Genomic DNA, 26,317 nt, shown 5'->3' on the forward strand with positions numbered 1-26,317 from the left:
GAGGCGTCAGCTTCGCGGGCCTTTTTGTTGCCTTCAAGCAGTCTCAATCGACCTGTTTCGCTGACCGCAGAAGCTCGACCAGGCTGGTGAGATCGGCGTTGGCCTTGCCGGCCGCCACGCCGCGCTTCATCAGGCCTTGCATCGGCAGCATGAGTTCGGTGCCGATGCCCGCCGCCTTGCTGGCGTCGATCAGATTGACATAGGCCTCGGCCTGCATGCCGAGATTGGAGGCGACATTGCTGGTGTGGTCGCCGGCGTCGATCTGCTCGGCCCATTTCGGCAACCCACCTTGCATCGCCTGCAGCCATGACATCAGCAGCGGCATGAATTCGCCGGCTGGAATTCCTGCCGAACCCGTCAGCGCCAGCGCCTGCATCACACCCCCGAACAGGCCATACATGCCCGCCAGCAGCGCGATATCGTGGAGCGGTGCCAGGCCGGCATCCTCGCCGAGATATTTGCTGGTTCCCAGCGCATCGAGTTGTCCCGAGTGCATGTCGAACCCCTGCCTGGAGCCGCTATAGAGGATCAGGGCGTGCCGCCCGCCGATCATCGGCGGCACCGCCATGATGCCGCCATCGACATAATTGGCGCCGTGCGTGAGGGCCCACTGCGACATCGCCCGCGCCTGCTCGGGCGTGCCGTTGGTGAGATTGACCAGTGTGCGGCCAGACAGCGCTTCCCGCGCGGGAGCAAGGGCCTCGTGGACCGTGTCGTAGACCAGAAGGCAGACCACGATCAGCGGGCTCGACCTGACAGCGTCCTCGACGCTGGCAGCCACGACAGCGCCCTTGGCCGCCAAAGCGTGCGCCTTTGCTTGAGAACGGTTCCACACTGTCACCACATGGCCTTTGTCGAGAAAGGCCTCGGTGAGAGCCGTGCCCATGGCGCCAAGGCCGATTACAGTCATATCGCTCATCTTGTGTCTCTCCGTGGTTCGGGTTTGCCAGGTCACGCCGGCAAGGGGCTCAGGTCCTGGCCAAGGCCGCCATCGACGGTCAGCCGCGCCCCTGTGGTGAAGGTTGCGTCGAAAGCCAGGAACAGCACCGCACGCGCCACCTCATCGATGGTGCCGTGACGCTTCATCGGTGTGACCGCGTCGCCGATCGCCATGAAGGCCGCCCGCTCCTCGGCGGAAGCGCTCGCCACGCCCATTGTCGGCGTATCGATGAAGCCGGGGCTGACCACATTCACGCGGATCCGGCGCGGCAGGAGCTCGGCGGCGAGGACCTTGGCGAAAGCGCGAAGTGCTGCCTTCGACCCGGAATAGACGCTCATTCCGCCGTTGCCGGATTCATCTGCGATCGACGAGGTGAAGACGATCGCACCACCATCGTTGATCAGCGGCAGCAGGCGCTGTGCGGTGAAGAAGGCGCCTTTCGTGTTGACGCTGAAGATGCGGTCGTAGCTGTCCTCGGTGACCCGCTCCACCGGTTCGAGATTGGCAACCCCGGCATTGATGTGGAGGAAGTCGATCTGGCCGAGCTTCTGTCCTACTTCCGCCCCGAGCGTGACGATATCGGCCATGTCGCCGATGTCCGACTGCACGACATGGGCGCGCGAAAACAACTTCGTGCGGGCGGCTTCGATGTTGCGGTGATCGCGGCCGGTGACCAGCACGTTGGCGCCGCCTTCGACCAGCGCCTCCGCCACGGCAAGCCCAATGCCGTGCGTTCCGCCGATCACCACGGCCTTCTTGCTTGCGTATCGTGTCATGATCCATCCTTTTCGCCAAAATTCGACCACCGACGGCCTTTGCAGGCCGAAGCAAGGTACCGATATGTTGTTGTGCTGTTTGCCGGTGCCGGCGATCTGTTTTGAAGTTATGGACCGGCTTGGGTTTTCTCAAGTACCGACAAAAATGTAAGCCACCCACCGATTGCTCAGAATTGGATGAAATATGGGAAAGAAACAGCCAGATAGTTGCGGATTGGGACCGGCGCTGGAGGTGATCGGCGGCAAATGGAAAGCTTTGCTGCTCTGGCAGATCCACAAGGCGCCGGCGCGCTTCGGTGAACTGAAGCGGCTGGTGCCTGACATCAGTGAAAAGATGTTGATCCAGCAGCTGCGCGAAATGGAGGCCGACGGCATCGTCCACCGCGAGGTCTTCCCCGAAGTTCCGCCCCGGGTCGAATACTCGATCACCGAATTCGGCATCGAGCTGGACAATGCGCTGATACCGCTCGCCAGATGGGGCAAGCAACATGCCGGCCGGTCCGACGGGCAAGGCCACGGCAAGGCAAGCGCGCTCGCGCCGCACGGCCTGTGACCAACGCCGAACAGCAAAACGCCGCGGATTGAAGCCGCGGCGTTTGTTTCTCTGAAATCAGTGGCCCCTGTCAGCTTGACGGCTGCGGTTCCATGCCACCTTCGGGCTCCGGCCCCTTCTTGCGCCGGCCGCCGGACTTCGGCACCGCCGAGCCACGGCTGGGCGGCGTGTCGTCGCCAAGGTCGCGCGAAGGCTTCTGCCCGGCGATCAACTGCTTGATCTCTTCGCCCGACAGCGTCTCGTATTCGAGCAGCCCTTCCGCCAGCGCGATCCATTCCTTCTTCTTCTTGGTCAGGATGGATTTTGCCGTCGAATAGGCCTCGTCGATCAGGCGGCGCACTTCAGCGTCGATGATCTGCGCGGTCTCTTCCGAGACGTTCTGCGTACGCGCCACCGAATGGCCGAGGAACACTTCCTCCTGGTTGTCGCCATAGGCGACGTGGCCGAGCTTGTCGGAAAAGCCCCAGCGCGTGACCATGGCGCGCGCCAGCTTGGTCGCCTGCTCGATGTCCGAGGAAGCGCCCGAGGTGATGTTTTCCTTGCCGAACTTGAACTCCTCGGCGACACGGCCGCCCATCATGATGGCGAGCCGCGAGATCATGTATTTGTAGCTCATCGAGTAGCGGTCGCCTTCCGGCAACTGCATGACCATGCCGAGCGCCCGGCCACGCGGGATGATGGTGGCCTTGTGCAGCGGATCGGCCGACGGCACGTTGAGCGCCAGGATGGCGTGGCCGGCCTCGTGATAGGCGGTCAGCGCCTTTTCGGCCTGGGTCATCGCCGACGAACGCCGCTCGGCGCCCATCATGATCTTGTCCTTGGCGTCCTCGAACTCGGCCATGGTCACCAGGCGCTTGTTGCGCCGCGCGGCCATCAGCGCCGATTCATTGACGAGGTTCATCAGGTCGGCGCCGGAGAAGCCCGGCGTACCGCGAGCGACGACCTTGAGGTCGACATTGGGTGCCAGAGGCACGTTGCGCACATGCACCTTGAGGATCTTCTCGCGGCCGACGATGTCGGGGTTCGGCACCACCACCTGGCGGTCGAAGCGGCCCGGCCGCAGCAGCGCCGGGTCGAGCACGTCGGGCCGGTTGGTGGCGGCGATCAGGATGATGCTTTCGTTGGACTCGAAGCCGTCCATCTCGACCAGCAGCTGGTTCAGCGTCTGCTCGCGCTCGTCATTGCCGCCGCCGAGACCGGCGCCGCGATGGCGGCCGACGGCATCGATTTCGTCGATGAAGATGATGCAGGGCGCGTTCTTCTTGGCCTGGTCGAACATGTCGCGGACGCGGCTGGCGCCGACGCCGACGAACATCTCGACGAAGTCCGAACCGGAGATGGTGAAGAACGGCACATTGGCTTCGCCGGCAACCGAGCGGGCGAGCAGCGTCTTGCCGGTTCCAGGAGGGCCGACAAGCAGCACGCCGCGCGGAATCTTGCCGCCGAGCCGCTGGAACTTCTGTGGATCGCGCAGGAACTCGACGATCTCTTCCAGATCTTCCTTGGCTTCATCGACGCCGGCAACGTCCTGGAAGGTGACGCGGCCATGCGCCTCGGTCAAAAGCTTGGCCTTCGACTTGCCGAAGCCCATGGCTCGTCCGGAGCCGGACTGCATCTGGCGCATGAAGAATATCCAGACGCCGAGGATGAGGATCATCGGCAGCCACGAGATCAGATAGCCGAACAGCGAATTGGAACCGTCGCTCTCAGGCCGCGCATTGATGGTGACGTTCTTGTCCTGCAGCCGCGAGACCAGCGACGGATCGCCGGGCGAATACGTCTGGAAGCCGCTGGCATTGTCGGTGTAGGTGCCGGTGATGCGAGCGCCCGCAATGGTCACCGTCTTGACCCGGCCGGCCGCGACGTCCTGCAGGAACTGCGAATAAGGCACATCGCTGGAAGCCCCTCGCGTCTGCGGCGTCTGGAACAGATTGAACAGGGCGATGAGCAAGACCGCTATGATCGCCCAGAGCGCGAGGTTGCGATAGTTCGGATTCATCAATTGTCCCGTTGGCGTCCGCGCGTCGGACACACGTCATGAGAGGAAACTTGCGCCTAACATAGGGAGAGCGCCTCCCCTTGCCAAGCAGAACAGCAGGTCTGGGTTAAGCTTTCGCCCAACATCGTCAGGCACTGTGGCCACTGAAAGGCAAGGCGGGAAGCGGGGCCGCGCCAATCAGCCTGGCGACGGCCCGCGCCGGTGCCAGGTCGAAGGACGGCAGGAAGCGGGCAAAGGGGGCAACGGCCGGCCGTACCTCGACCACAGCAGGGGCCCGGATGCTCCCCGGCAAACCCAAGCATTCACCGGCTCGCCATAGCGCCGGCTCGGCGGCGAGCGCGGCGCGCATCAGGCTTGGCGGGGATTGCCCCTCGCCGATCGGCGGCCGCTTTGCTGCTGCGCCGAACGGGGCGATCAACAATGCGCCGCTGCTGTCGTTCAATGTGATGCGCCGGCGGCCATCCCAGAGGGTGCCCTCGGTGACTGCGGCGGCGGGCGGCAGGCCGCGCGCCTCGCGGCGCAGGAAAATGCCGGCGCGCCGGGAATCGACCACCGTCCGCGACAATGTGGCGCAAAGAAATCCGGCCTTCAGCCGGCCAAACAGCGCCTCGCTGCGGGCCTGGTCCGGCAGAAAGGCAATCCCGCCGGTCGTGGCCAGCAGAAGGCGCAGTGCGTAGACGGCCGCATGCTCCTCCCCGGCGGTCAGCAAGCCAGGATCAAGACGAATGAGCCCCGCCGCCGGCTGGGTCGCGAAACGGCGGATCAGGTCCGCGGCAGCCAGGCCAAGCTGCCAGCGCGCGTTGCCCTCATGCGCGGCCAGCGCCAGCGCATCGTCGATGCGCCGCATGCCGTTCTCGTCGGCTAGCGTCGCGCGCAGGCGCGGTCGCTCGAACGCCTCGTCGACATTGGTCGGGTCGTCGGCCCAGTCGACATGTTGACGTCGCAGGACGTTGCGCAAGGCCGCGCGGCGCGTGCCGAGAAGCGGCCGCACGATCCAGCTGCGCCAGTCATACAAGGTGGCCGGCGCCATGCCGGCAAGCCCGCGACCTCCCGTGTCGGCATGGCCCCGGCCCTCATCACGGACCTGCCGCATCAACACCGTTTCCGCCTGGTCGTCGGCGGTATGGCCGGTCAGGATCAGGCCGATGCCTTGCGCCAGTGCCGCCTCGGCCAGCAGCCGGTAACGCGCTTCCCGGGCCGCGGCGGGCAGACCGGTCGATGGCTTGGGGCCGGACCATGTCAGGATGCGATGCGCAATGGCGTGCTTGGCGCACAGCCTCGCCATCCCCTGCGCTTCCGCTGCCGAACCGGGCCGCAAATCGTGGTCGATCGTCACTGCCAGCAGCTTCGTTGCCGGCGCAGTGCGATCGAGATGGTGTTTGAGAAGGAGGAGCAGGGCGGTCGAGTCGCTGCCGCCGGACACGGCCGCCACGGCGCCGCTGGTAAAATCGATATGCGAAAAAAGGCTCTTCGAGAGGTCAGGCTCGATATCGAGCATCAATGCATGTCGCCCAAAGATGGTCCCGGTTTCGGGGCAACGACATGCACGGAAAGGATCAGCACGCCGCCAGCGCCTTTTCCTGCTTGACGCGTTCCTTGAGCGCGCCGGAGATGTCGGGGTAGCGCTTGCCGATCTCGCTGAAGGTGGCGCAGGCCACGTCATGCTGCTTCAGGCCGACCAGCGAAACGCCGAGCTTCAGCAACATGTCGGGAGCTTTCTTGGCCTTGGGATAGTCCTTGCTGGCGGAAAGGAAAGTCTCGGCCGCGTCGCGATATTTCTGCTGGCCGAGCAAGGACTCGCCAAGCCAGTAATGCGCATCCGCCGCCTTCGCATCCTTGGGGAAGCGGGAGATATGATCGCGAAAACCCTGCTCGGCGGTGCTGTAGTCGCCCGAGAGGATGAACTGATAGGAGTTGCGGTAGAGTTCCTCGGGGTCGTTGGTGGCGGGCAATGCCGCCACCACCGTGCCGTCGGACTTGCCGGCCTTGGCCGGAGCGCCGCTGGCTGGCGCGGTGTCCTGCACCGGCGCGGTCGCCTGGGTGCTGCCGCCGGCATCGATGACATTGCCGTTCTTGTCGACGGTGATGGTGCCGAAAGTCTTTTCCGGCGCTCCCGTTCCGGGAATCACCTTGCCGGGGTCGCCAGTGGGCGATTCGACGATGACCTCCTGGCCGGCGGCGGGCGCGGTGCCCGCATCGGCCGGCGCCTGCGTTGCCGGAGCCGCTGCCACATCGGTGTTGCTATCCGTCGTGGTGGTGGCGTCCGATTTCTTCTGTGCCGGCGGCTGCCCGCCTTGCGTGCCGCCTTCAAGCTGCTGGAAGCGGAACTCGTTGTCTTCCTGCTGCTTGCGGATCTGCTCCTGCATCTGCAGGACCTGGAAATTGAGTTCCTCGATCTTGCCGTTCATCTGCCGCAGTTGCTCTTCCAGCCCGGTCACGGCGGTACCGTCGGACTGCACCAGCTGGACCTGATCCGGTTTCTTCTTCTGGCCGAAAATGCCGGGCAATTCGATGCTGGGCAGATGGAAGGAAAAGCCGCTGTCGGTCGATTGCCCTGTGCCCGCCAGGGCGGTGACGCCTGATAGGAGCAACAGCGCAAGGGTGCCGCTTAGAACCGATCTCAAATGCATGTGCCTCTCGCCGTGATTTCGTTAGCTTGTTCGCGCCTTCCAATCAGAGTGGGACCAGCCAAGCGCCCTCGGCTCATAGCAGGAGCCGAGACTTCGGCCAAATTTTGTTTCGGGCATCCGGATATGAAAAAGGCGGCCCTGGGGCCGCCTTTCGCATAGGTGTGTGGCATTTCTGCCGCTAGACCGTCGCGCCTCCTTGACGCTCCGGTCGGCAGCACGAAGGCTCAGGAACCCGCGCCGCTGAGCGTGGTGACCGCGCGGCGGTTCTGCGACCAGCAGGAGATGTCGTCGCACACCGCGACCGGACGCTCCTTGCCGTAGGAAATCGTCTTCAACCGGCTCGCCGAAACGCCCTTGGCGACGAGGAAGTCGCGGGTGGCGGCGGCGCGGCGGGCGCCGAGCGCCAGATTGTACTCGCGCGTGCCGCGTTCGTCGGCATGGCCTTCGATGACGATGGCATACTGCTTGTACTGGTTCAGCCACTGCGCCTGGCGCGAAAGCGTCGTCTGCGCATCGGCACGGATCGAGGTCGAGTCCGTATCGAAGAAGATGCGGTCGCCGATGTTGACGGTAAAGTCCTTCGCCGAGCCGGGCGTTGCCGCGCCGGCGCCGTTGAGGCCAAGGTCGGCGGCATTGTTAGGCGTCTTCTTCGAGGCGCAACCGGCGATGGCGAGCATCGCCACCAACGCGATCATGACCGGGTTTCTGGTAAGTGCTGCGATACGGCCCATGCCGCCTCTCCTTCGCATTTCGAGTGATTTCGTTGATCACCCAGTAACCACGTTTGGGTTAACCGGCATTCAAGAAACACGGTTAAAAATTGGTTTAGGCTGCCCGTCCGCAGCTGTCTCGTCCCGAGGGGAACAGAGCGCCACAATGCGTGCGGACCGTAGGCGGAAATGCGGCCAAAACGCGACCTTGGCGTGAAAAAAGCCCCGAAATGGGGCTTTTGAGGTATTGTTGCCAAGTTGCAACGAAGCGAGCGGATGCTCGACCGAAAACCCAGCCTGGTCTATTCGAGCAAGGGCGACCAGGCCGGATCCGAAGCAAAATTCGTCGTCGGGATCGACTGTTCGTTGCGGCCGGTGAGGTCGACGGAGACCAGCTTCGGTCCACCGGCGGAATCCCGGAAGAACATCAGCACGCGACCGTTCGGCGCCCAGGTCGGCCCTTCCTGCTGGAAACCGGACGACAGGATTCGCTCGCCCGAGCCATCGGTCTTCATGACGCCGATCTGGAATTCGCCGCCTGTCTGTTTGGTGAAGGCGATGAGGTCGCCGCGCGGCGACCACACCGGCGTCGAATAGACGCCGTCGCCGAAGGAGATGCGGTTCTGGCCCGAGCCATCGGCGCCCATCACATAGATCTGCGCGCGCCCGCCCCGATCGGAGGTGAACACCACCTGGCTGCCGTCGGGCGAATAGGACGGCGAGGTGTCGATGGCGGTCGAATTGGTCAACCGCGTCGTCGAACGGCTCCGCAAGTCCATGGCGAAGATGTTGGAATTGCCGTCGTCGCGCAGCAGGCTCATGATCACCTTCTGGCCGTCGGGCGAAAAGCGCGGCGCAAAGGTCATGCCGGGAAAATTGCCGACCAGTTCGCGCTGGCCGGTCTCGATCTGCAGCAGGTAGACCCGCGGCTGACCGCTTTCATAGGACATGTAGGTGATTTCCTGGCGGTTCGGCGAGAAGCGCGGCGTCAGCACGATCGACTTGCCGTCGGAGAGATAGCGGACGTTGGCGCCGTCCTGATCCATGATGGCGAGGCGCTTCTTGCGCGCATTCTTGGCGCCGGATTCGTCGATGAAGACGACGCGGGTGTCGAAATAACCCTTCTCGCCGGTCAGGCGTTCGTAGATCGCGTCGGCGATGATGTGGGCGACGCGCCTCGTATTGGCATCGTTGGCGAAGAACTGCTCGCCGGACATCTGCTGGCCGGCAAAGGTGTCCCACAGCCGGTACTGGGCGCGAATGCGGCCGTCAGCCTCCTTGCCGACGCTGCCGGTGACCAGCGCCTGCGCATTGATCACTTTCCAGTCGTCGAAGCGCGGTGCTGCATCCGGATTGGAGATCTTCTCGATAAAGGCACTCTTGTCGATCGGCGCGAACAGTCCCGAGCGCTTCAGATCGGCGGTGACGATTTCGGAGATCTGGGCGCCAAGCGCGTCGCCGCCCTGGAAGTCGGTGATGGCGATCGGCAGCGGTTCGACATTGCCCTTGTTGACGTTGAGCTCGACGAGCGCCAGGGCCGGCAACGTGCCGGCAGCAGTCATGCCCATCGCCATAGCTGCGATCATCAGGAGCGGCTTGAGGATTGATTTCATGTCTTCTCGCTTCTCGTACTGATTTTCGGATACTCGGGCCTACAGGCCCAGCATCTCCCTTGGATCGAAGGTGACGCGGACGTCGGCCCAGATGTCCTGCTTGCCCGCGGGGACCTGCAGGCCGGTGACATCGCATTTCTGCACGGCGCGAACGGCACTTTCGTCGAACTGGCGGTTTCCGCTCGACTTTTCGACATTCGGGCGGCCATCCAGCTTGCCGGAGGCGTCCAGGTTGAAGCGGACGACGACGACGAAGTTTTCCGAACCTTCAAGGCCAACCGGAAGGGTCCAGCAGCCGCCGAGCTGGCTCTCAAGGGCGCCCATTTCCGATTTCGACAGCTTCTGGCCCTGATCCTTGTCGCCGCCGAGCGAGGCCTGCTGGGTCGAGCGCTTGGCGCCGCCGCCGGACGGCTTCTGCTTGTCGAGGAGAGCCGAGATTTCGTCGGCGTTGAATTGCTTGTCTTCGGACTTCGGCTTCGACGAGGCTTCCTTGACCGGCTTGTCGGCATCCTTGCGCTCCGGCGCCTTGGCGCTTTCGGCCTGCGCCGGCTGCGGCTTCGGCCGCGCTTCCGGCGCGGGCGCCGAGTTCGGCAGCTGCGTCTCTTCGGTGGGCGGATCCTTGGCTATGGCTTCGGCGACTGCGTCAGGCTTGACCTCGGGCGTCGGATCGATGGCAGCGGTCTTGTCCTGCGGCGGCGGGGTCGGCGCCGGCTTGGCCGGTGTCGGCTTGGGGTCCGCCTGCTTGACAGGCTCGGGCTTCACCTCTTCCTTGGGCGTCGGCGCCGGCGCCACTTCCGTTGCCGGAATGGGCTTCGGCTTTTCCTGCGGCTTGGGCACGTCCTCGGGCTTCGGCTTTTCGACCGGGGTCGGCGCCGGCGGCGGAGCCGAAGTCATGTCCACCGGCTTCGGCTTGGCCTCCGGCGTTACCGGCTTGTCGGTGTCGACGCTGTTCTCGCCGACCTTCTGCGATACCGGCACGATGTCCGGGCGCTGGGTCGGCACAGGGGCCGGCTTTTCATGCATCACGGCCTTCTTGTCGCCCTGCAACGTCTGCGCAATAGCTTCCATCGGCACGATGTCGACCGCGACCGACTCGACATCGGCGGACGGGAGTGCAGCCGGCGCCGACAGCGTGAACAGACCGAAGGCCAGCACCGCCGTATGCAAGATCACCGATGTGGTGAGGCCGGTCTTCATCTCGCGTCTATTGATCCTGTTCCTGCAGTGAAACCAGGCCGATATTCTTGTAGCCAGCGGCCGAAATGCGGGCCATCACCTTCATCGCCGTGCCATAGTCGGTGGTCTTGTCGCCACGGATGAAGATGCGCTCTTCATAGCCGGTCTTCGAGATCGCCTGCAGCTTGGCCACCAGTTCCTCGATCGGGATCTCGGTTTCCTGCAGATAGATCTGGCCGGCGGCGTTGATCGAGACGGTGATCGGCTGCGTGTCGGCGTTCATCGCCTTGGCCTGCGTGTCCGGCAGGTCGATCGGCACGCCGACCGTCAGCATCGGTGCCGCGACCATGAAGATGATCAGCAGCACCAGCATCACGTCGACCATCGGTGTGACGTTGATCTCAGACATCAGTGCATGGTGACGGCCGCGCCGCCTGTGGCCGCGCCCACCGCGTCCTCCCATGCCAACGGACATACCCATCAGTTACTCCTCAGGCCTTGGGGGCCACTTTTTCATCGATTTGGCGCGAGAGTATGGCGGAGAACTCGTCGGAGAACCCTTCCATGCGCACCGCTATCTTGCTCGCGTCGGACGACAGTTTGTTGTAGGCGATGACGGCGGGGATGGCGGCGAGCAGGCCGATGGCCGTCGCCAGCAGCGCTTCGGCAATGCCGGGCGCGACCACCGCGAGACTGGTGTTCTTGGAGCCGGCGATCGCCTGGAACGAGGTCATGATGCCGATGACCGTGCCGAACAGGCCGATGAAGGGTGCCGCTGAGCCGGTGGTGGCGAGGAAGCCGAGGCGCCCCTCCAGCTTTTCCATCTCGCGGGTCAGCGCCAGGTCCATCGCCTTGTCGATGCGGGTCTGCAGGCCGAGCGGGGACTTGGCGCCCTTCTCGAAGCTTTTCTTCCACTCGCGCATCGCCGCCACGAAAATGGCGCCCATGCCGGTGGTCTTGCGGTCGGCGAGCGTGCGGTAAAGTTCCTCCAGTGACTGCCCGGACCAGAACACCTGCTCGAAGCGGTTGAGTGACAGCCGCATGCGGGCATAGGCAACCAACTTGTCGACGATGATTGCCCAGGTCCAGACCGAAGCGCAGAGCAAACCGATCATGACCAGCTTGACCACCCAGCTGGCCTGCATGAACAGCGCCCAAATCGACAATTGCGCGCCCGGTTCGGCGAGTGCGATATTTTCCATCGTTATCGTCCTTAAGATTTTCCGGGCGAAGCTGGCGGCTGGCCCCTGGCATCCCTTGTGGTCGGTTCGCACGCAGCTACCGGAACAACCCCAAACCGTGCCGTTGGTGGCCTTTTCAGGGCAAATATTGGTGAAAGGAAGGCGCTCGATAGCGCCAAACTTCACCAATCTCTTCATGAACCGTTATGGTTAAGGATGGGTTAGTCCATAAGGCGCGGCGCATTGCCGCGTCCCGCCATCGCAATGCCGTCGCTTCGATGCCTGGACCAGGGTGTGCTGAGATTCAGGTCAGACCGAGTCAGACCGAGCCGAAAACGGTGGTTTCCGAGAACCGGAGCGGAGCGTACTTGAAGTACGTGAGCACCGGAAGCGTAGGAAACCGCCGTTTGCAGGCCGGCATCACCTGAATATCAGCGTACCCGTGGCATGAATGCCGCCACCCATTCCCGGGGAAAGCGCCTTGGCCTGCCATTCTCGCCGATGATCGCCGCTTCGACCTTGGCCTCGACCAGCACCTCGTCGCCGCGTTTGAGCTGCTGCGCCATGAAGATGCGCGCACCGGAAATGTCCTCGGTGCGGGTCTCGATCGTCAGGATGTCGTCGATGCGGGCGGGGCCGCGAAAATTGATCTCCATGCGACGCACCACCCAGACGATCTTCTCGCCATGCTTGCCGTCGGCGAGTTCGGTGTGATGCACGCCGGTCAGCCTGAGATAGTCGGAGCGGCCGCGTTCGAAGAATTCGAGATAGCGCGCATGGTAGACGACGCCGGAGAAATCGGTGTCGGCGTAATAGACGCGCGCCATCAGCCGGTGGCCGAACTCCGTCAACGCGCCGGAAAGCCCTGCCAGCAACGCCGCCGATTCACCATGATCGTCCATTGCGCTTCCTTTTTCAGTCCCGACCGGGCACGTGTTTTCCGCGCGACATAGCATCGGATGGCACTGTTGACGGCGATGATCAAGACCTTGATGGCGGCGCTGTTCATGCTGGTGGCTCTGTCGCTGCCTGGCCAAGCGGCCACCTTCTCGATGAAGCGCGGCCTCAATCTCGACCAGTGGACGACGTGGCCGGGCGAGGACCGGTGGGGCGATGCCAAGGCGATCCTGCCCTATCCGGAATGGCGCAAATTCCTTCGGGATGACGACCTCGAGGCGCTCAAGGATGCGGGCTTCGATTTCCTGCGCATGCCGGTCGATCCGTCACCTTTCCTGTCCGGCCAGACCGTGGCCTTGCGCGACGACCTCTATGCCAGCGTGCTGGACTCTGTGCGCATGATCAACCGCGCCGGCTTGAAGGTGATCGTCGACATGCACCTGATCCCGGCCGGCGGCAGCCGCAAGATCGGCATGAGCCAAGTGATGGATGACCCGCGGACCTTCGACGCTTATGTCGACATGGTGCGCGAGATGGCCCGCACGCTGGCCAGCGAAGATCCCGAAAAGGTCGCCTTCGAGCCGATGAACGAGCCGATCGTCGACTGCGACAGCGACGGCACCAGCCTCTGGCCGGAGCGCCAGCAGAAGCTGTTCGCGGCAGCGCGCTCCTCGGCGACGAAACTGACCCTGGTGCTGACCGGCGCCTGTTATTCGGCCGCGACTTCACTCGAGAAGATCGATCCCAAGACGATCCCTGACGACAATGTCATCTGGACCTTCCACTCCTACGATCCGTTCCTGCTCACCCATCAGGGCGCGACCTGGGCCGGCGACTTCATCCCCTATGTGACAGGCCTGCCCTATCCGCTGACCGCGGTGCCGCAGGCACAGCTCGAGGTGACGCTCGACACCATCCGCGCGCGGATCAAGGCCGAGGCGCCGTGGACACGGCAGAGCGGCCTGCTTGCCTATCTCGACGAACAGGTCGCCGGTATGGACAGCCCCGACAAGCTGCTCGGCCTGATGGATGCGCCATTCAGACAAGTCGAGGCGTGGGCGAAGGCCAACGGCGTCCAGCCGCAGAACGTCACGCTGGGCGAGTTCGGCATGATCCGCCAGGAATATGGCAACGCCTTTGTGATGCCGGCCGCGTACCGCGCCGCCTATGTCAGGGACATGATCGCACGAGCCGAAGCGCACGGCTTCTCATGGTCGGTGTGGAGCTATGGCGGCGCCTTCGGCATCGTGGATGCCTTCAACGGCGACAGAGCCGAGCCTGAGGTGATGGATGTGATCCGCGCCCTGCATTGACCGCTCAGCCAAGGTCGATCGACAGGATTTCAGGGCGCATCCCGAAACGCACCGGCACAATGCTGAAGCCAAGCCCGCCCGAGACGATCAGATTGCGGTCGTTCTCGACGACATGGCCATAGGCATAGCGATTGCCGAACCGCGACGGCACGACCGGCGAGTAGCCGAACAGCCGTACCTGTCCGCCATGGGTGTGGCCCGACAGGGTCAGCGACACCCGCGACGGTACGGTGGGAAAAATATCGGGCTCATGCGCGAGCAGGATGACCGGCGAGACATCGCTGACCTTGGCCAGCGTGCCGTCAAGATCGTCAAGCCCCTTGAAGCCGGCGCGAGCCCTGGTCGGCAGCAGGGCCAGCTGATCGGCGAGCCCGGCGATCCAGACACCATGCCCGTCCTTGTCCAGGCGCATGACATCGTTCTCCAGGACCGGAATGCCGACTTTCTCCAAGGCTTTACGTGCAATGGTCGGGCCGGCGCCGGCCCGCTGCGCGAAGCCATCGCCCCACCAGTCGTGATTGCCAAGGATCGACAGCACGCCGAGCGGCGCCTTGAGACCCGACAGCGCCGATGCCCATTGCGACGGCGTAACCGGCCCCGTCACCAGGGGCATGCCGGCGATGTAGTCGCCAAGTAGGACGATCAGGTCCGCTTGCTGCGCATTCGCGTCTTCGACAAGCGAAGCGATCCGCTCCGGTGTCATCCACGGTCGGCAGGCATGGATGTCGGCGAGCGCGACGATGCGCAGTTTCAATCCCGCCGGCCAATGCGGCGGCGTCAACGCATAGCGCTTCACATGCGTCAGCAGCATCGGCTCGATGCCGACCGCATAGGCGCTGAGCGCGGCGACCGACAGAAACGACCCGCCGACGAAGCGCAGGAACCCGCGCCTGGTTATCATGCTCGGCTCCGGGACAAAATCGCGGCGACAGTCGCCAAGGCCGCGTTAAAGTCCACGATTGCGCCGGCAAACCGGCGAAGCTGAGGAGACTTTGCGCAAGGACGGTCACGGATCCTTGATCGCCGATCCCAGTCCAATCGCCCGGACCGCTACTCTTCCTGGAACAGGTTGATCTGCTGCTGCGCCAGATCCTTCGGCGCATCCAGCCCGAGATGCCGCCAGGCGTTGGCCGTCAGCATCCGGCCGCGAGGCGTGCGCTGGATAAAACCCTGCTGGATCAGATAGGGCTCGATGATGTCCTCGATGGCGTCGCGCGGCTCGGACAGGCCGGCTGCGATCGTCTCGATGCCGACCGGGCCACCGCCGAAATTGCGGGCGATCATCGACAGATACCGGCGGTCGAGGGCGTCGAGGCCGAGCGCGTCGACCTCCAGCCGGGTGAGCGCCTCATCGGCAATCTGGCGATCGACATGGCCATCGCCGGCGACCGAGGCGAAATCGCGCACCCGGCGCAGCAGCCGTCCGGCAATGCGGGGCGTACCGCGTGCGCGCCGCGCGATCTCCAGCGCGCCATCGTCGCCGAGCGGCATTTGCAGGATGCGGGCGCCACGCCGGACGATCTGTTCCAGTTCATCGACCGTATAGAAATTGAGCCGCACCGGAATGCCGAAACGGTCGCGCAGCGGGTTGGTCAGCAGGCCAAGCCGCGTGGTGGCGGCGACCAGCGTAAAGCGAGCAAGGTCGATCTTGACCGAGCGCGCCGCCGGTCCCTCGCCGATGATCAGGTCGAGCTGGAAATCCTCCATTGCCGGATAGAGGATTTCCTCCACCGCCGGGCTCAGCCGGTGGATCTCGTCGATGAACAGCACGTCGCCTTCTTCGAGATTGGTGAGCAGGGCCGCGAGATCGCCGGCCTTGGCGATGACCGGGCCGGAGGTCGAGCGGAAATTGACGCCGAGCTCGCGCGCCATGATCTGCGCCAGCGTCGTCTTGCCGAGACCCGGGGGCCCGACGAACAGCACATGGTCGAGCGCTTCGTTGCGGCCCTTGGCGGCCTCGATGAACACTTTGAGATTGGCCCGCACCGCCGCCTGGCCGACGAAATCGTCAAGCGTCTGCGGCCGCAAGGTCTGCTCGGCATCCTCGCCGCGTTTTTCGGGCGTAATGAGACGGGGTGACAGGCTCATGGCACCTTCCTTGCACGCGGCAAGGACCTGAACAAGCGACGCCTCACCGCGCCAGTTCCTTCAGGCCGAAACGGATCAGCTTCGGTGCATCGGCATCCTCGCCCGCTGTCTTGAGCGCCGCCGCCACCGCATTGGCGGCTGTGTCGCGCGAATAGCCGAGATTGACCAGCGCCGAGACGGCGTCGGTGATCGGCGCCGGAGCAACGCCTTCGCCGAGTTCCTGCTTCAAGCCGATGGTGCCCGAGGCGGTGCCCGCATAGGCCGGCGCCTTGTTCTTCAACTCGGTAACGATGCGCTCGGCCACCTTCTTGCCGACGCCAGGCGCACGAGAGACCATGGCGATGTCGCGCAGCGCAATGGCGTTGGCGAGATCGGCCGGCGCCAGTGTCGACAGGATGGCCAGCGCCACCTTGGCGCCGACGCCTGGCACATTGTTCATCAGCAGCCTGAACCATTCGCGCTCCAGTTGCGACTGGAAGCCGTAGAGCCGCAGCATGTCCTCGCGCACATAGGTCTCGATGAACAGCACCACCGCTTCGCCCGGCGCCGGCAGCGCGGCCAGCGTGCGCGCCGAGCAATAGGCGACATAGCCGACACCATGGATGTCGACGAGGCAATGATCCTCGTCGATCTCGTCGAGCGTGCCCTTGAGTTTGCCGATCATGCCAGATCTTTCATGGAAGATGGGGCCTCATGGGTGCGTTTCAGGAGAGATGATGTCGAGATCCGGGAAAAAACTGCGGTAGCGAGCAGCGTCGCGGGTCAGCAGACGATGTCCGGCAACAGTCGCATGGGCTCCAATGAAAAAGTCTGGCAACGTCCGCTCACGAACCCCATCCGCACGGCGATAGCGGGAATGCGTGACGCCCGCAAGGAATGCCGCATCCCAGGGCAGGAACTCGCGATCCATCTCGAGCATGTCCACTGCTTTTCGAAGCGCTGTCTCTGTCGCTATGAGCGGCGCGAGCTCAGACCAGATGATCGTATTGATCACCAAGGCCCCATCGCGGCGGCATGACGCAATCGCCGATGCCGACCATTTTTTCAGCGGTCCGGCCGGTCCCCAGACGTCGATCAGGACATTTGTGTCAATCAACGTCGAGATCTTCACGCGGCCCCCTCAGCCAGTCCATGTACTCGTCGGTCGTCATGCCTCCCAGATCCAGGGTCCCCTCCATCCGGTCAAGCACATCACTGAACCTGCGGGATGCCTCTTCCTCGGACAGGTTTTCGTTGACGGCGACAAGACGAGCGCCCTCGTCGGTGGCCACGAACTCCACCTCGGAGCCCGGGCCGATCCCCAGATGGTCTCTTATCTGTTTGGGGATTGTGACTTGCCCCTTGGTGGTCACGCGCATGGTAATACCTCAGAAGTATTACCTATCGCAGGCACGGGAACAAGTCAAGAACACTGCTACCCGGCGAGCGCCATCCGATAGGCGACGCTTTGGCGGTGATGCGCATGGCAGATGGCGATGGCGAGAGCGTCGGCGGCGTGTTCGGTATCGAAGGTGGCCTTTGGCAAAAGCACCTTCACCATCATGTGGATCTGTTTCTTGTCGCCATGGCCGACACCGATCACCGCCTTCTTGACGGCGTTGGGCGCATATTCGGCGACGACGAGACCAGCGCGCGCCGGCACCAGCATGGCGATGCCACGCGCCTGGCCGAGCTTCAGTGTCGCCACCGCGTCCTTGTTGACGAAGGTCTGTTCGACCGCTGCCTCGTGCGGCATGGCGGTGTGCAGGATTTCGGCGAGCCCGTCATGCAATTGGCAGAGCCGCATCGCCAGTGCCGCCTTGTCGTCGGAGCGCACGGTGCCTGAGGCAACGAAGCGCAGCGAATTGCCGAGGCTCTCGACGATGCCCCAACCGGTGCGCCTGAGCCCCGGATCGATACCGATGATGCGAATCGCTTCCCCCATGCTGTCAGTCTACCTCCGACGGACAGCGATGCCAGCGAAATGTGAACAAACCGGAAACGAATGGCCGCCCAGGTTTAGCCGCGAGCGAAAGCCGTGTTCAGCAGGCTGATCTGGTCGGAAACCGGATTGGGGCGGCGGGCCGCCGGTTGCATGTCGACCACGGCGTCGGAGCCGTAGATCTCCTCGTCCATGCGGCGCACCAGCGCCTGCAGGCGCAGCGAGCGGGTGACGAGGTCGAGGAAATCCTCGGGCAGTTCGGCCCAGCCCGCGGCTTCGTCATGGGCGGAAGCGGTGTCAAGGCGCACCTTGGACTTCTCAGACGCAACCTGGTCGCGGGTCATCTCACCGGAATTCGCGGCGCGCTGCAAAAGCAGCCACGAGGCAACCTGCATCAGCCTTGTGGTCAGCCGCATCGATTCGGCCGCATAGAGCGTGGCCCCCAGCCTGGACAATTTCTTTGCCTCGGCCCGGCCCTTGCCGTCGAGATACTCCGCCGCCTGTTCGACCAGGCCCATACCTTCCTGGTAAAGCGGCTTGAAGGATTGCGTGAAAACCCGGCGCTCCGCCAGCTTGACGGTTTTCGCACTGCCCGTCGAAGGCTCGTTCATTGCTACGCCCCTGCACCTACAGCCGGCTGATTCGGCTTACTGCCGATACACCCGGCAGCCTATATGACTGAAGCTTCAAAATGCGCTTCGTCACCCGCGATGGCAAGCACATGTTTAACAGAAGGTTAACGGCGAGCCGACATCGGACGCCCCGGAATCCAGACAAAAAAAGAGCCGCGGATAAGGCGGCTCTCAGGAGTTTAACAGGGAGGCGTCAAACAAAGTGGCTCCAACCACTCGGTAAGAATCCAGATCACTGGATGGACATAGTAAACACCTGTAAAGCTTAATGAAGCCTTAACGGCGCGCGTGTTTTTTGATCCAACGCCGCTGTCCTGTGCCGTACAGCACAGCCCGAACCTCACCTCCAGAGTCCGTTTTCGCTCTGGCGAGTCACATGGCGGTGGTTTCGAGAACCGGAGCGGAGCGGACATTTGGTCCGTGAGCACCGGAGGCGCAGAAAACCCCATCAGATGGCCGCCAGAGTAGAGTTTCCGGACAGGCCCTCGGCTCAGGCTTTCTTCCAGACGGCCGGCAAGGCGATGAAGGCAAACAGCAGCATGGCCGCGTAGAAGCCCATCGAAGAAATCCCGACCAGCGGTTCGATCGCGGCATTGCCGGCAAGCAGGAAATAGAGACCGATCAACAGGCCGATGCCGCTGATTGCCGTCAGCCAGAAATGGATGGTGGCGAGCATCTTTTGTCCGACTGCCGGAAATAGATGGTAGAAGAAGGCGAAGACCGCCGACATCAGCCATCCGGCCACCATCGTGTGGGCGTGGGTCGGCATCTGGCTATGGTCCTGGCTGATCGCCATGTGCAGGCCGAGTGCCATCCCGCACAGCGAATAGATGATGGCCAGCGTGAAGAAATTCCGTGCTACCCCTTGCATAATGTCCCCTCGAATGCCTCTTCCCGTGTGCGGGAATGGGTTGATTGTCAGGCGAATCTTGTCGCCACCGGGCTCCCGGCATTGGCGCACTAGCATCGGCACTGTTTCCAGACGATGTCGCGCCAACCCCTCCCGACACTTCTCCCAATAGCAGAAAACCAGGCAGCGCATTCGCCATCTCAGTGGCTGCGTGTGCTGGCGGCAGGCGGAAACAGAACCGGCCTTTTCGCGACATCGTTCCGAAACGGGCGCGGCGCTAAACGCTCGCTCCTCTGACGGCCGGCGCAAATCGCCCCCTGCCGCATCCCCTCCAGAACACTCCAGGAGCAACCATGGACTGGTACTCGATCGTAAAATTCCTCCATGTCGTCACGGCCATTTTATGGGTCGGAGGCGGCTTCGTGTTGTTCCTCCTCGGCGTGCTTGCCGAGCGCGCCGGCAACATTGAGGACAAGTTGCAGGCGATGCGCGCCAGCGGGCAGTTGGGTGGCCGTTTCTTCGCGCCGATGTCGATGCTGACCCTGATCTTCGGCCTCATCATGTGCAGTTTCTGGGTTGGCTTCTCGGATCTATGGATCATCATCGGTCTGGTCGGCTACGCGACGACCTTTTCGATCGGCATGTTCATCTTCAAGCCAACGGGCGAGCGCATGGGAGTGATGATCGCCAAGGATGGTATCACGCCTGCTGTTCTGGCCATCGGCCAGCGCATGATGAGCGCCGCACGCTTCGACTACGCAGTGATGCTGGTAGTCATCGCCGACATGGTGCTCAAGCCGACTGTGCATGACATCGGCATTCTTGCTGGCATGGTGCTGGTCGTCGTGGTCGGCGCCACACTGGCCCTTGGCGTGGACCGTCGCCTCGTGCCGAGCGCCGCCTGACACCCCCGAGATGATGCGGGCGGCTGCACGACCGCCCCCTCTACATCAGGCCGGCGATGCCGTCCCACAGCAGCTTTAGCGCCACCACCGCCACGGTAGCGTAGGTGAAGGGATAGAAGGTTTCCGGGCGCATGCGCCGCACCAGCCAGGCGCCGGCGACGGTCGAGAGCGGCGCCAGCGGCATCAGCACCGCCGACGCCGTCAGATTGGCGGTGTCGAACTGGCCGAGCGCGAAATAGGGAATGAGCTTCAGCGCATTGGTTGCGGCAAAGAAGATCGCCGCGGTGCCCGACAGAATCTTGGGGTCGAGCCGGATCGGCAAGGCATAGACCTGGAACGGCGGGCCGCCGACATGGGCGACGAAGCTGGTGAAGCCTGCGACCGTTCCCCAGATGGCGGCAGCCATGCGATTCGGAGCGACCGCGTGGTCGGCGCCATGGCGAAACTGCAGATAGAGCCAGCGCAGGACGAAGATGATGGCGACGGCGCCGACGATCAGCCGTACCGCCTCCTCGGTGACCAGTGCTGCCGTCAGCCAGCCGAGTCCGATGCCGACGACCGCGCCCGGCATCATGTCGACCAGCATCTTGCGGTCGTAGACACCCCACCATGTCCACACCGACACGATGTCCATCAGGCACAGGATCGGCAGGAGGATCGCCGCCGCCTGCACCGGCGACATGGTCAGCGCCATCAAGGGTACGCCGACGAAACCAACGGCGCCGCCGAAGCCGCCCTTGGACAGGCCGACCAGAATGACCGCCGGAATGGCGGCCGCGTAGAACCACGGTTCGAGAAGCAGGCCTGACATGGGGAGGGGCTGGGCTGGAGGGAAAGCGTATCGACGCCTGAATAGCCCAGATTCCCCAGCGGAGCGACAGCAAATATACCGCACCGACCGCCGGCGTTTCACCCGGCGTCGATCAGGAAACCTGCAAGATCTTTGCCCTGTCACGCGGGGCGGTTGCGTCGAGAGGTGGCGGCCGCCGCCGGATCGGCTGCGCCTTGATGATGGCGGTGCTCGTCTCAGCCTTGTCGGCGATGCGGTCGAGAATTCCGTCGAGATCGCCGATCGAGCGCACGAACAGCCGGGCGACGAAGCAGTCATCGCCCGTCACCTTGTCGCATTCGCCAAATTCGGGGATCTCCTCGATCAGCTTCTGGACGATGTGCAGCTTGCCCGGCAAAGGCCGGATGCGCACGATGGCCTGCAACGTATAGCCTAGCGCCAGCGGATCGATCTCGACGGTGAACGCCCGGATGACGCCGCGTTCCTCGAGCCGTCGAAGCCGTTCCGAGACGCTCGGCGATGACAGCCCAACTTGGGCAGCCAATTCCTTCAGCGAGGTCCGCGCGTCCTTGATAAGAATTTCGAGGAGGCGCCGGTCGAGGTCGTCAAGCATTTTACATTTCCCGCAAATTTGGAGGCGATGCCTAATATAATTAGGTCAATCGTCTATACTACCTTCCTCATCAGATGGAAAGCTTCGTTGCCGCATGAGATTATACCGGCTCAACGGGTTCGGAGGTTTGTCGTGAACGATACAGTGCGCGGTACGGTCGAAATGTCCGCCGCAATGGCGATCCTGGGGACGATCGGATGGTTCGTCGTCATGTCCGGCCAGCCGATCATGGACGTGGTGTTCTGGCGTTGCGCGTTCGGCGCCCTGACGCTCCTTGTCATCTGCGCAGGGCTGGGGTTGCTGCGCAACGGCTTGTCGCTGCGCATCATCGGCTTCGCCGCGCTCGGCGGCGTCGCCATCGTCGTCAACTGGCTGCTGCTCTTTAGTGCTTTCTCCCGCGCGTCGATCTCGATCGCCACCGCGGTCTACAACACGCAGCCCTTCATGCTGGTCGGCTTCGGCGCGCTGTTCTTCGCCGAGCGGCTAACCCTGACCAAGCTGATCTGGCTGGCCATCGCCTTCGCCGGCATGGTGCTGATCGTGCAGGCCGCCCCCGATGCCGGCGATGTCGGCACGGATTACTTTACCGGCATCGTCATGGCGTTGGGCGCGGCTTTCTTCTGGGCCGTCGCCGCCATCGTCACCAAGAAGCTCAAGGGCACGCCCCCGCACCTGATCGCGCTGATCCAGGTCTGCGTCGGCGTCGTCATGCTGGCGCCCTTCGCCAATCTTTCCCAGCTTCCCGCCGATGCGTGGAGTTGGGCCATGCTGGCGACGCTCGGCATCGTCCACACTGGCCTGATGTACATCCTGATGTACGGCGCCATCCAGAAGCTGCCGACGCATCTGCAGGGGTCGCTGTCCTTCATATACCCGGTGGTGGCGATCCTGGTCGATGTCGTGGCCTTCGGCCATCGGCTGCATCTGAGCCAGATTGTCGGCGCCACCGCCATCCTGATCGCCGCCGCCGGCATGAATCTCGGCTGGACGCTGTGGAAGTCGAAGGCGCCCGTCGCGAGCCCGCACCCGATCAAGTGAGGCAGGCCCGCCGGCGGCCCGGCGGGTCACAATCGCGATCCCGGCTGCCCGCCTGTTCAAAGCGGGCACTTTGCTCTATGCCGCAATCCAACCATCTTCGCCCGGCATAGGCGAAACGCGGGATCGAAGAACCATGAATGACGCAACGCCCCCCAACCGCTGTCGCATCGTGCTGATCGCGCCGCCCGGCGTGCCGGCGGCCCGTATCGCCGCGGCATTCGAAGGCGGCGACGTCGCCTCGCTGATCCTGCCGGAGAACGGCATGGACGAGGCCTCCTTCCAGGCTTTCGCCGAACAGATCGTGCCGGCCGCGCAGGCCGCGGGCGTCGCTGTCGTCATCGCCGGCGATACCCGCATAGCCGGTCGCGTGCAGGCCGACGGTATCCATGTCGAGGTCCCCAAGGCCGAACTCGCCGAGACGATCGAACATTTCCAGGCAAAGATGATGGTCGGTGCCGGCGGCGCCAAGACACGTGACGACGCGCTCGAGCTTGGCGAGACACGGCCCGACTACATCTTCTTCGGCCGCTTCGGCTACGACAACAAGCCCGAACCGCACCCGCGCAACCTGTCGCTCGGCAAATGGTGGGCCGACATGATCCAGATCCCTTGCATCGTCATGGCCGGATCCGACATCGCCTCGGTGGAAGCGGTGGGCGCCACCGGCGCCGAATTCGTGGCACTGTCGAGCGCCGTGTTCGCCGACGGCACCGACCCCAGGACAGCGGTCGCCAGCGCCAACGCGCTGCTCGACGAGACCGCGCCGCGCTTCGAGGACTGACGTGCCTTCGGCGACGCTTCCCATCCAGGCTCTGCTTGCGGTGCTCATGGTCCAGGCAGCGGCCGCGGAGAACATCCCGCTGCCACAGCCCAAGCCGGAAGCCGGCGTGCATACGGACAAGCCGATCGACAAGCCGCTGCCGCAACCCGCCACCACGGCCGAGCCGGCGCCGCTGCCCTCGGCCGATGCCATCAACCCCGATCGCTTCGGCGCAAAGCCTGCCGACGCCGCCTATGGCGCTTTCCAACGTGGTCTCTACAAGACGGCCTACAATCTCGCGTTGATCCGCGCGCAAAACGGCGACCCTGCGGCGCAGACGCTGGTCGCCGAGATCCTGTCGCGCGGGCTGGGAGTACCGCTCAATGCCGCGGAAGCGGCGAAATGGTACGCGCTTGCTGCCGAGCAGGGCGTGCCGGAATCGCAGTTCCAGTACGCGCTGATGCTGCTCGATGGCCGCTACGTCAAGAAGGACGAGAAAGGGGCCTATGCGCTGATGCAGGCAGCCGCCGAAGCCGGCAACCAGCTGGCGCAGTTCAATTTCGCGCAGATGCTGGTCCAGCAGGACCCCGGCGACGCCGGCCTCGCCAGAGCGGTCTCCTACTATGAGCGTGCCGCCGCCACCGGCCTCGCCGACGCGCAATATGCAATGTCGCAGATCTATGCCAATGGCGTCGGCGGCAAGCCGCGCGACGACGCGCAGGCAAGGCGCCTGCTGGCGCAGGCTGCGCGTCAGAATTACGACACCGCGCAGATCGATCTCGCAGCCTGGATGATCGAGGGACGCGGTGGCGGCCGCGACCTGAAATCCGCCTTCGGCTGGATGAAGCGAGCGGCGGAGGGCGGCAATGTCGCCGCGCAGAACCGCCTTGCCAAGCTCTATATGCAAGGCATCGGCACCGATCCGGATCTTGTCCTCGCCGCGGCCTGGTACATCGTCGCCCGCCGCGCCGGTCTCATCGACCCGCAGATGGACGACTTCCTGCAGGGGTTGGGCGACGACCAGACCAAGCAGGCGCTGCAGAAGGCGAACCGCCTGCCCTGATCGGGAATCCAGGACCCGGCCGTGCCGATGGAGAGGGTGCGCCGGGGTCACGGGCTCGGCTTCATGCCCATGCATCTACCCCGTCAGCATCTGCCGAAGGGCGTGATGCTCGTCGCCGATGCAGTCGATGCGATTATCAACCAGAATGCCTGCCCCCTGCCTTCTACGGCACAGCAACTCCAGACCCTCGGCCTGGGTGTTTCATCCCTGCCGCTTGGCCCCAGCCTGCCCGCTCCCTTGCCTCTTCTGGCGATTTGTGGTCTTGGGAGCCCGAAATCGCTTTCCCAGCGAACATCTCATTCCCGGATCAGATCACTATGGCCAAGATCAATGGCAACGAAATCCGTCCCGGCTACGTCATCGAGCATGACGGCGGCCTGTGGGTGGCGGTCAGGACCAACACCGTCAAGCCAGGCAAGGGCGGCGCCTACAACCAGGTCGAACTGAAGAACCTCATCAACGGAACCAAGCTCAACGAGCGCTTCCGCTCGGCCGAGACCGTCGAGCAGATCCGGCTCGATCTCAAGGATTTTTCCTTCCTCTACGCGCAGGAAGACGCGCTGGTGTTCATGGACACCCAGAGCTACGAGCAGCTCGAATTGGCGAAGGACTTCGTCGGCGATCGCGCCGCCTTCCTACAGGACGGCATGATGGTCACGGTCCAGCTTTATGAAGAAAGGCCGATCGGCATTTCTCTGCCCGACTATGTGACGCTGACCATCACCGAGGCCGATCCCGTGGTAAAGGGCCAGACGGCCGCGTCCTCCTACAAGCCCGCGGTACTTGAGAACGGCATCCGTGTGCTGGTACCGCCCTTCATCGGCGCCGGCGAACGCATCATCGTCGACACCAACGAAATCACTTACGTGCGCCGCGCAGACTGATGCATGTCGCCCCAAAGTGGCCCCGGTTTTGGGTCACCGACATGCATCAAGACAGCGCTTGAAGCGCAGCAGCAGGAAGAAGCACGATGGCACGCTCAGCCCTTCTCAACGTTATGGTCCAGGCCGCAATGAAAGCCGGCCGATCGCTGTCGCGCGACTTCGGCGAGGTGCAGAACCTGCAGGTCTCGATGAAAGGCCCTGGCGACTATGTGAGCCAGGCCGACCGCAAGGCCGAGGAGATCGTCTTTGCCGAACTGTCGAAGGCACGGCCGGGCTACGCTTTCCTGATGGAGGAGCGCGGCGTGGTCGAAGGCGACGACAGCCAGCACCGCTGGATCGTCGACCCGCTCGACGGCACCACCAACTTCCTGCACGGCATCCCGCTCTTTGCCGTTTCGATCGCCCTGGAACGCCAGGGACAGATCGTTGCCGGCGTCATCTACAATCCGGCAATGGACGAGCTCTACACCGCCGAACGCGGCGGCGGCGCCTTCATGAACGACCGCCGGCTGCGCGTCGCCGGCCGCATCAAGCTGGTCGACACGGTGATCGGTTGCGGCGTGCCGCATCTCGGCCGCGGCCACCACGGCAATTTCCTCGTCGAACTGCGCAACGTCATGGCTGAGGTCTCCGGCGTGCGCCGCTTGGGGGCCGTCTCGCTCGATCTCGCCTATGTCGCCGCCGGCCGCATGGACGGGTTTTGGGAAACCGGCCTGTCGGCTTGGGACGTCGCCGCCGGCCTGCTGCTGATCCGCGAGGCGGGTGGCTTCGTTTCGGATATGGACGGTGGTCAGGACATGCTCGACAACGGCTCGGTGGTCGCCGGCAACGAGGTCATCCAGCGCGCTTTGCTGAAGGCCGTGAAGAAGCCGCTCTCGGCACGCTGACTGACACGCCGCGCTGATGCGCCGCAGTCGCAAAACCGCAATGGAAGCTTGAAATACTGCCCGGCAAGCGCCCAGATCATAGTGCGCGGCGCAGGAAC

Annotated in this window: 29 protein-coding genes; 8 read left to right on the top strand and 21 right to left on the bottom strand. The window is 63.8% G+C overall.

All coding sequences use genetic code 11. From position 1 onward, the window contains the following. Positions 1 to 43 precede the first annotated feature (43 nt). Together AC1DZP_RS02320 and AC1DZP_RS02325 are read right to left on the bottom strand one after the other, a co-directional pair. Entirely contained in the window at positions 44 to 955 is a 912-nt protein-coding gene (locus AC1DZP_RS02320; RefSeq protein WP_477300003.1) for an NAD(P)-dependent oxidoreductase, read from the bottom strand. Further along, on the bottom strand, positions 952 to 1,716 hold the full coding sequence (locus AC1DZP_RS02325) for an SDR family oxidoreductase (protein ID WP_477300004.1): 765 nt from the start codon (positions 1,714 to 1,716) through the stop codon (positions 952 to 954). The genes AC1DZP_RS02320 and AC1DZP_RS02325 overlap by 4 nt, the downstream gene beginning before the upstream one ends. Before the next feature lie 184 nt (positions 1,717 to 1,900). On the opposite strand from AC1DZP_RS02325, the gene AC1DZP_RS02330 reads away from it, so the two are divergent. Then, complete coding sequence (locus tag AC1DZP_RS02330) at positions 1,901 to 2,269, top strand: winged helix-turn-helix transcriptional regulator (protein ID WP_477300005.1); 369 nt, start codon at positions 1,901 to 1,903, stop codon at positions 2,267 to 2,269. Positions 2,270 to 2,339: 70 nt separating this feature from the next. On the opposite strand, the gene ftsH is transcribed toward AC1DZP_RS02330, so the two are convergent. The 9 genes from ftsH to ybgC all read right to left on the bottom strand — a co-directional run bounded on the left by ftsH (position 2,340) and on the right by ybgC (position 12,480). Further along, on the bottom strand, positions 2,340 to 4,268 hold the full coding sequence (gene ftsH, locus AC1DZP_RS02335) for an ATP-dependent zinc metalloprotease FtsH (protein WP_095089505.1): 1,929 nt from the start codon (positions 4,266 to 4,268) through the stop codon (positions 2,340 to 2,342). A 127-nt stretch (positions 4,269 to 4,395) separates the two neighbouring features. Beyond that, a complete protein-coding gene (tilS, locus tag AC1DZP_RS02340; protein ID WP_477300186.1) occupies positions 4,396 to 5,766 on the bottom strand; it encodes a tRNA lysidine(34) synthetase TilS in 1,371 nt (456 codons plus the stop codon). A gap of 58 nt (positions 5,767 to 5,824) precedes the next feature. Then, positions 5,825 to 6,898 (bottom strand): tol-pal system protein YbgF, encoded by a 1,074-nt coding sequence (gene ybgF / locus AC1DZP_RS02345; RefSeq protein ID WP_477300006.1) that lies wholly within the window; start codon positions 6,896 to 6,898, stop codon positions 5,825 to 5,827. A gap of 224 nt (positions 6,899 to 7,122) precedes the next feature. Next, entirely contained in the window at positions 7,123 to 7,629 is a 507-nt protein-coding gene (gene pal / locus AC1DZP_RS02350; protein WP_095089511.1) for a peptidoglycan-associated lipoprotein Pal, read from the bottom strand. Positions 7,630 to 7,910: 281 nt separating this feature from the next. Beyond that, positions 7,911 to 9,194: a Tol-Pal system beta propeller repeat protein TolB gene (gene tolB / locus AC1DZP_RS02355; protein WP_245331229.1), complete on the bottom strand. Its 1,284-nt coding sequence runs from the start codon at positions 9,192 to 9,194 to the stop codon at positions 7,911 to 7,913. Positions 9,195 to 9,260: 66 nt separating this feature from the next. Further along, positions 9,261 to 10,418 (bottom strand): energy transducer TonB family protein, encoded by a 1,158-nt coding sequence (locus AC1DZP_RS02360; protein WP_477300007.1) that lies wholly within the window; start codon positions 10,416 to 10,418, stop codon positions 9,261 to 9,263. Positions 10,419 to 10,425: 7 nt separating this feature from the next. Further along, the gene (gene tolR / locus AC1DZP_RS02365) at positions 10,426 to 10,878 is read right to left on the bottom strand and encodes a protein TolR (protein WP_457150860.1); all 453 of its coding nucleotides are present in this window, start codon (positions 10,876 to 10,878) and stop codon (positions 10,426 to 10,428) included. 10 nt (positions 10,879 to 10,888) lie between these two features. Beyond that, complete coding sequence (gene tolQ / locus AC1DZP_RS02370) at positions 10,889 to 11,599, bottom strand: protein TolQ (RefSeq protein WP_095089519.1); 711 nt, start codon at positions 11,597 to 11,599, stop codon at positions 10,889 to 10,891. Between the two features lie 410 nt (positions 11,600 to 12,009). Further along, positions 12,010 to 12,480 carry a tol-pal system-associated acyl-CoA thioesterase gene (ybgC, locus tag AC1DZP_RS02375; RefSeq protein WP_477300008.1) on the bottom strand — a complete coding sequence of 157 codons (471 nt, stop codon included), beginning with the start codon at positions 12,478 to 12,480 and terminating at the stop codon, positions 12,010 to 12,012. A gap of 57 nt (positions 12,481 to 12,537) precedes the next feature. Here ybgC and AC1DZP_RS02380 point away from each other — a divergent pair, with 57 nt between their 5' ends. Then, entirely contained in the window at positions 12,538 to 13,788 is a 1,251-nt protein-coding gene (locus tag AC1DZP_RS02380; RefSeq protein WP_477300009.1) for a glycoside hydrolase family 5 protein, read from the top strand. A gap of 4 nt (positions 13,789 to 13,792) precedes the next feature. On the opposite strand, the gene AC1DZP_RS02385 is transcribed toward AC1DZP_RS02380, so the two are convergent. The 8 genes from AC1DZP_RS02385 to AC1DZP_RS02420 form a co-directional block, all read right to left on the bottom strand. Next, the gene (locus AC1DZP_RS02385; RefSeq protein ID WP_477300010.1) at positions 13,793 to 14,689 is read right to left on the bottom strand and encodes a metallophosphoesterase; all 897 of its coding nucleotides are present in this window, start codon (positions 14,687 to 14,689) and stop codon (positions 13,793 to 13,795) included. Between the two features lie 149 nt (positions 14,690 to 14,838). Continuing rightward, positions 14,839 to 15,876 carry a Holliday junction branch migration DNA helicase RuvB gene (gene ruvB / locus AC1DZP_RS02390; RefSeq protein ID WP_477227687.1) on the bottom strand — a complete coding sequence of 346 codons (1,038 nt, stop codon included), beginning with the start codon at positions 15,874 to 15,876 and terminating at the stop codon, positions 14,839 to 14,841. A gap of 43 nt (positions 15,877 to 15,919) precedes the next feature. Next, positions 15,920 to 16,540 carry a Holliday junction branch migration protein RuvA gene (ruvA, locus tag AC1DZP_RS02395; protein ID WP_095089529.1) on the bottom strand — a complete coding sequence of 207 codons (621 nt, stop codon included), beginning with the start codon at positions 16,538 to 16,540 and terminating at the stop codon, positions 15,920 to 15,922. Between the two features lie 27 nt (positions 16,541 to 16,567). After that, the gene (locus AC1DZP_RS02400) at positions 16,568 to 16,987 is read right to left on the bottom strand and encodes a type II toxin-antitoxin system VapC family toxin (protein WP_477300011.1); all 420 of its coding nucleotides are present in this window, start codon (positions 16,985 to 16,987) and stop codon (positions 16,568 to 16,570) included. Continuing rightward, on the bottom strand, positions 16,965 to 17,234 hold the full coding sequence (locus tag AC1DZP_RS02405; RefSeq protein WP_095089533.1) for an AbrB/MazE/SpoVT family DNA-binding domain-containing protein: 270 nt from the start codon (positions 17,232 to 17,234) through the stop codon (positions 16,965 to 16,967). Before AC1DZP_RS02405 ends, AC1DZP_RS02400 begins: the two co-directional genes overlap by 23 nt. Before the next feature lie 56 nt (positions 17,235 to 17,290). Further along, the gene (ruvC, locus tag AC1DZP_RS02410) at positions 17,291 to 17,800 is read right to left on the bottom strand and encodes a crossover junction endodeoxyribonuclease RuvC (RefSeq protein ID WP_477300012.1); all 510 of its coding nucleotides are present in this window, start codon (positions 17,798 to 17,800) and stop codon (positions 17,291 to 17,293) included. 74 nt (positions 17,801 to 17,874) lie between these two features. Next, the gene (gene rcdA / locus AC1DZP_RS02415; RefSeq protein ID WP_095089536.1) at positions 17,875 to 18,408 is read right to left on the bottom strand and encodes a protease adaptor protein RcdA; all 534 of its coding nucleotides are present in this window, start codon (positions 18,406 to 18,408) and stop codon (positions 17,875 to 17,877) included. 511 nt (positions 18,409 to 18,919) lie between these two features. Beyond that, positions 18,920 to 19,300, bottom strand: coding sequence for a hypothetical protein (locus AC1DZP_RS02420; protein WP_457150855.1), 381 nt, complete (start codon positions 19,298 to 19,300; stop codon positions 18,920 to 18,922). Between the two features lie 332 nt (positions 19,301 to 19,632). On the opposite strand from AC1DZP_RS02420, the gene AC1DZP_RS02425 reads away from it, so the two are divergent. Next, complete coding sequence (locus AC1DZP_RS02425) at positions 19,633 to 20,184, top strand: DUF2269 family protein (RefSeq protein ID WP_477300013.1); 552 nt, start codon at positions 19,633 to 19,635, stop codon at positions 20,182 to 20,184. 40 nt (positions 20,185 to 20,224) lie between these two features. Here AC1DZP_RS02425 and AC1DZP_RS02430 read toward each other — a convergent pair whose 3' ends face one another. Continuing rightward, on the bottom strand, positions 20,225 to 20,995 hold the full coding sequence (locus tag AC1DZP_RS02430) for a sulfite exporter TauE/SafE family protein (protein ID WP_477300014.1): 771 nt from the start codon (positions 20,993 to 20,995) through the stop codon (positions 20,225 to 20,227). 112 nt (positions 20,996 to 21,107) lie between these two features. Then, positions 21,108 to 21,587, bottom strand: coding sequence for an Lrp/AsnC family transcriptional regulator (locus AC1DZP_RS02435; protein WP_477300015.1), 480 nt, complete (start codon positions 21,585 to 21,587; stop codon positions 21,108 to 21,110). 132 nt (positions 21,588 to 21,719) lie between these two features. Here AC1DZP_RS02435 and AC1DZP_RS02440 point away from each other — a divergent pair, with 132 nt between their 5' ends. The 5 genes from AC1DZP_RS02440 (at position 21,720) to AC1DZP_RS02460 (ending at position 26,219) form a co-directional block, all read left to right on the top strand. After that, the gene (locus AC1DZP_RS02440) at positions 21,720 to 22,625 is read left to right on the top strand and encodes a DMT family transporter (RefSeq protein WP_477300016.1); all 906 of its coding nucleotides are present in this window, start codon (positions 21,720 to 21,722) and stop codon (positions 22,623 to 22,625) included. A gap of 133 nt (positions 22,626 to 22,758) precedes the next feature. Then, on the top strand, positions 22,759 to 23,406 hold the full coding sequence (locus AC1DZP_RS02445; protein WP_477300017.1) for a thiamine phosphate synthase: 648 nt from the start codon (positions 22,759 to 22,761) through the stop codon (positions 23,404 to 23,406). Between the two features lie 46 nt (positions 23,407 to 23,452). Next, entirely contained in the window at positions 23,453 to 24,448 is a 996-nt protein-coding gene (locus AC1DZP_RS02450; protein ID WP_477300187.1) for a tetratricopeptide repeat protein, read from the top strand. A gap of 317 nt (positions 24,449 to 24,765) precedes the next feature. Then, positions 24,766 to 25,332 (top strand): elongation factor P, encoded by a 567-nt coding sequence (gene efp, locus AC1DZP_RS02455; protein WP_095084240.1) that lies wholly within the window; start codon positions 24,766 to 24,768, stop codon positions 25,330 to 25,332. An 86-nt stretch (positions 25,333 to 25,418) separates the two neighbouring features. Then, entirely contained in the window at positions 25,419 to 26,219 is an 801-nt protein-coding gene (locus tag AC1DZP_RS02460) for an inositol monophosphatase family protein (RefSeq protein WP_477300018.1), read from the top strand. The last annotated feature ends 98 nt before the right edge of the window (positions 26,220 to 26,317 follow it).

This window comes from Mesorhizobium sp. P2_F8, assembly GCF_056403655.1.

Coding starts and splice junctions, on each gene's coding strand:
- AC1DZP_RS02435 (WP_477300015.1), bottom strand. CDS start 21,587: ATGCTTGACGACCTCGACCGGCGCCTCCTCGAAATTCTTATCAAGGAC.
- AC1DZP_RS02405 (WP_095089533.1), bottom strand. CDS start 17,234: ATGCGCGTGACCACCAAGGGGCAAGTCACAATCCCCAAACAGATAAGA.
- ybgF (WP_477300006.1), bottom strand. CDS start 6,898: ATGCATTTGAGATCGGTTCTAAGCGGCACCCTTGCGCTGTTGCTCCTA.
- tolQ (WP_095089519.1), bottom strand. CDS start 11,599: ATGGAAAATATCGCACTCGCCGAACCGGGCGCGCAATTGTCGATTTGG.
- AC1DZP_RS02360 (WP_477300007.1), bottom strand. CDS start 10,418: ATGAAGACCGGCCTCACCACATCGGTGATCTTGCATACGGCGGTGCTG.
- AC1DZP_RS02445 (WP_477300017.1), top strand. CDS start 22,759: ATGAATGACGCAACGCCCCCCAACCGCTGTCGCATCGTGCTGATCGCG.
- AC1DZP_RS02425 (WP_477300013.1), top strand. CDS start 19,633: ATGGACTGGTACTCGATCGTAAAATTCCTCCATGTCGTCACGGCCATT.
- tolB (WP_245331229.1), bottom strand. CDS start 9,194: ATGATCGCAGCTATGGCGATGGGCATGACTGCTGCCGGCACGTTGCCG.
- ruvA (WP_095089529.1), bottom strand. CDS start 16,540: ATGATCGGCAAACTCAAGGGCACGCTCGACGAGATCGACGAGGATCAT.
- AC1DZP_RS02385 (WP_477300010.1), bottom strand. CDS start 14,689: ATGATAACCAGGCGCGGGTTCCTGCGCTTCGTCGGCGGGTCGTTTCTG.
- efp (WP_095084240.1), top strand. CDS start 24,766: ATGGCCAAGATCAATGGCAACGAAATCCGTCCCGGCTACGTCATCGAG.
- tolR (WP_457150860.1), bottom strand. CDS start 10,878: ATGGGTATGTCCGTTGGCATGGGAGGACGCGGTGGGCGCGGCCACAGG.
- AC1DZP_RS02420 (WP_457150855.1), bottom strand. CDS start 19,300: ATGCAAGGGGTAGCACGGAATTTCTTCACGCTGGCCATCATCTATTCG.
- ftsH (WP_095089505.1), bottom strand. CDS start 4,268: ATGAATCCGAACTATCGCAACCTCGCGCTCTGGGCGATCATAGCGGTC.
- AC1DZP_RS02450 (WP_477300187.1), top strand. CDS start 23,453: ATGGTCCAGGCAGCGGCCGCGGAGAACATCCCGCTGCCACAGCCCAAG.
- ybgC (WP_477300008.1), bottom strand. CDS start 12,480: ATGGACGATCATGGTGAATCGGCGGCGTTGCTGGCAGGGCTTTCCGGC.
- pal (WP_095089511.1), bottom strand. CDS start 7,629: ATGGGCCGTATCGCAGCACTTACCAGAAACCCGGTCATGATCGCGTTG.
- AC1DZP_RS02460 (WP_477300018.1), top strand. CDS start 25,419: ATGGCACGCTCAGCCCTTCTCAACGTTATGGTCCAGGCCGCAATGAAA.
- AC1DZP_RS02430 (WP_477300014.1), bottom strand. CDS start 20,995: ATGTCAGGCCTGCTTCTCGAACCGTGGTTCTACGCGGCCGCCATTCCG.
- AC1DZP_RS02325 (WP_477300004.1), bottom strand. CDS start 1,716: ATGACACGATACGCAAGCAAGAAGGCCGTGGTGATCGGCGGAACGCAC.
- AC1DZP_RS02380 (WP_477300009.1), top strand. CDS start 12,538: ATGGCACTGTTGACGGCGATGATCAAGACCTTGATGGCGGCGCTGTTC.
- ruvB (WP_477227687.1), bottom strand. CDS start 15,876: ATGAGCCTGTCACCCCGTCTCATTACGCCCGAAAAACGCGGCGAGGAT.
- tilS (WP_477300186.1), bottom strand. CDS start 5,766: ATGCTCGATATCGAGCCTGACCTCTCGAAGAGCCTTTTTTCGCATATC.
- rcdA (WP_095089536.1), bottom strand. CDS start 18,408: ATGAACGAGCCTTCGACGGGCAGTGCGAAAACCGTCAAGCTGGCGGAG.
- ruvC (WP_477300012.1), bottom strand. CDS start 17,800: ATGGGGGAAGCGATTCGCATCATCGGTATCGATCCGGGGCTCAGGCGC.
- AC1DZP_RS02330 (WP_477300005.1), top strand. CDS start 1,901: ATGGGAAAGAAACAGCCAGATAGTTGCGGATTGGGACCGGCGCTGGAG.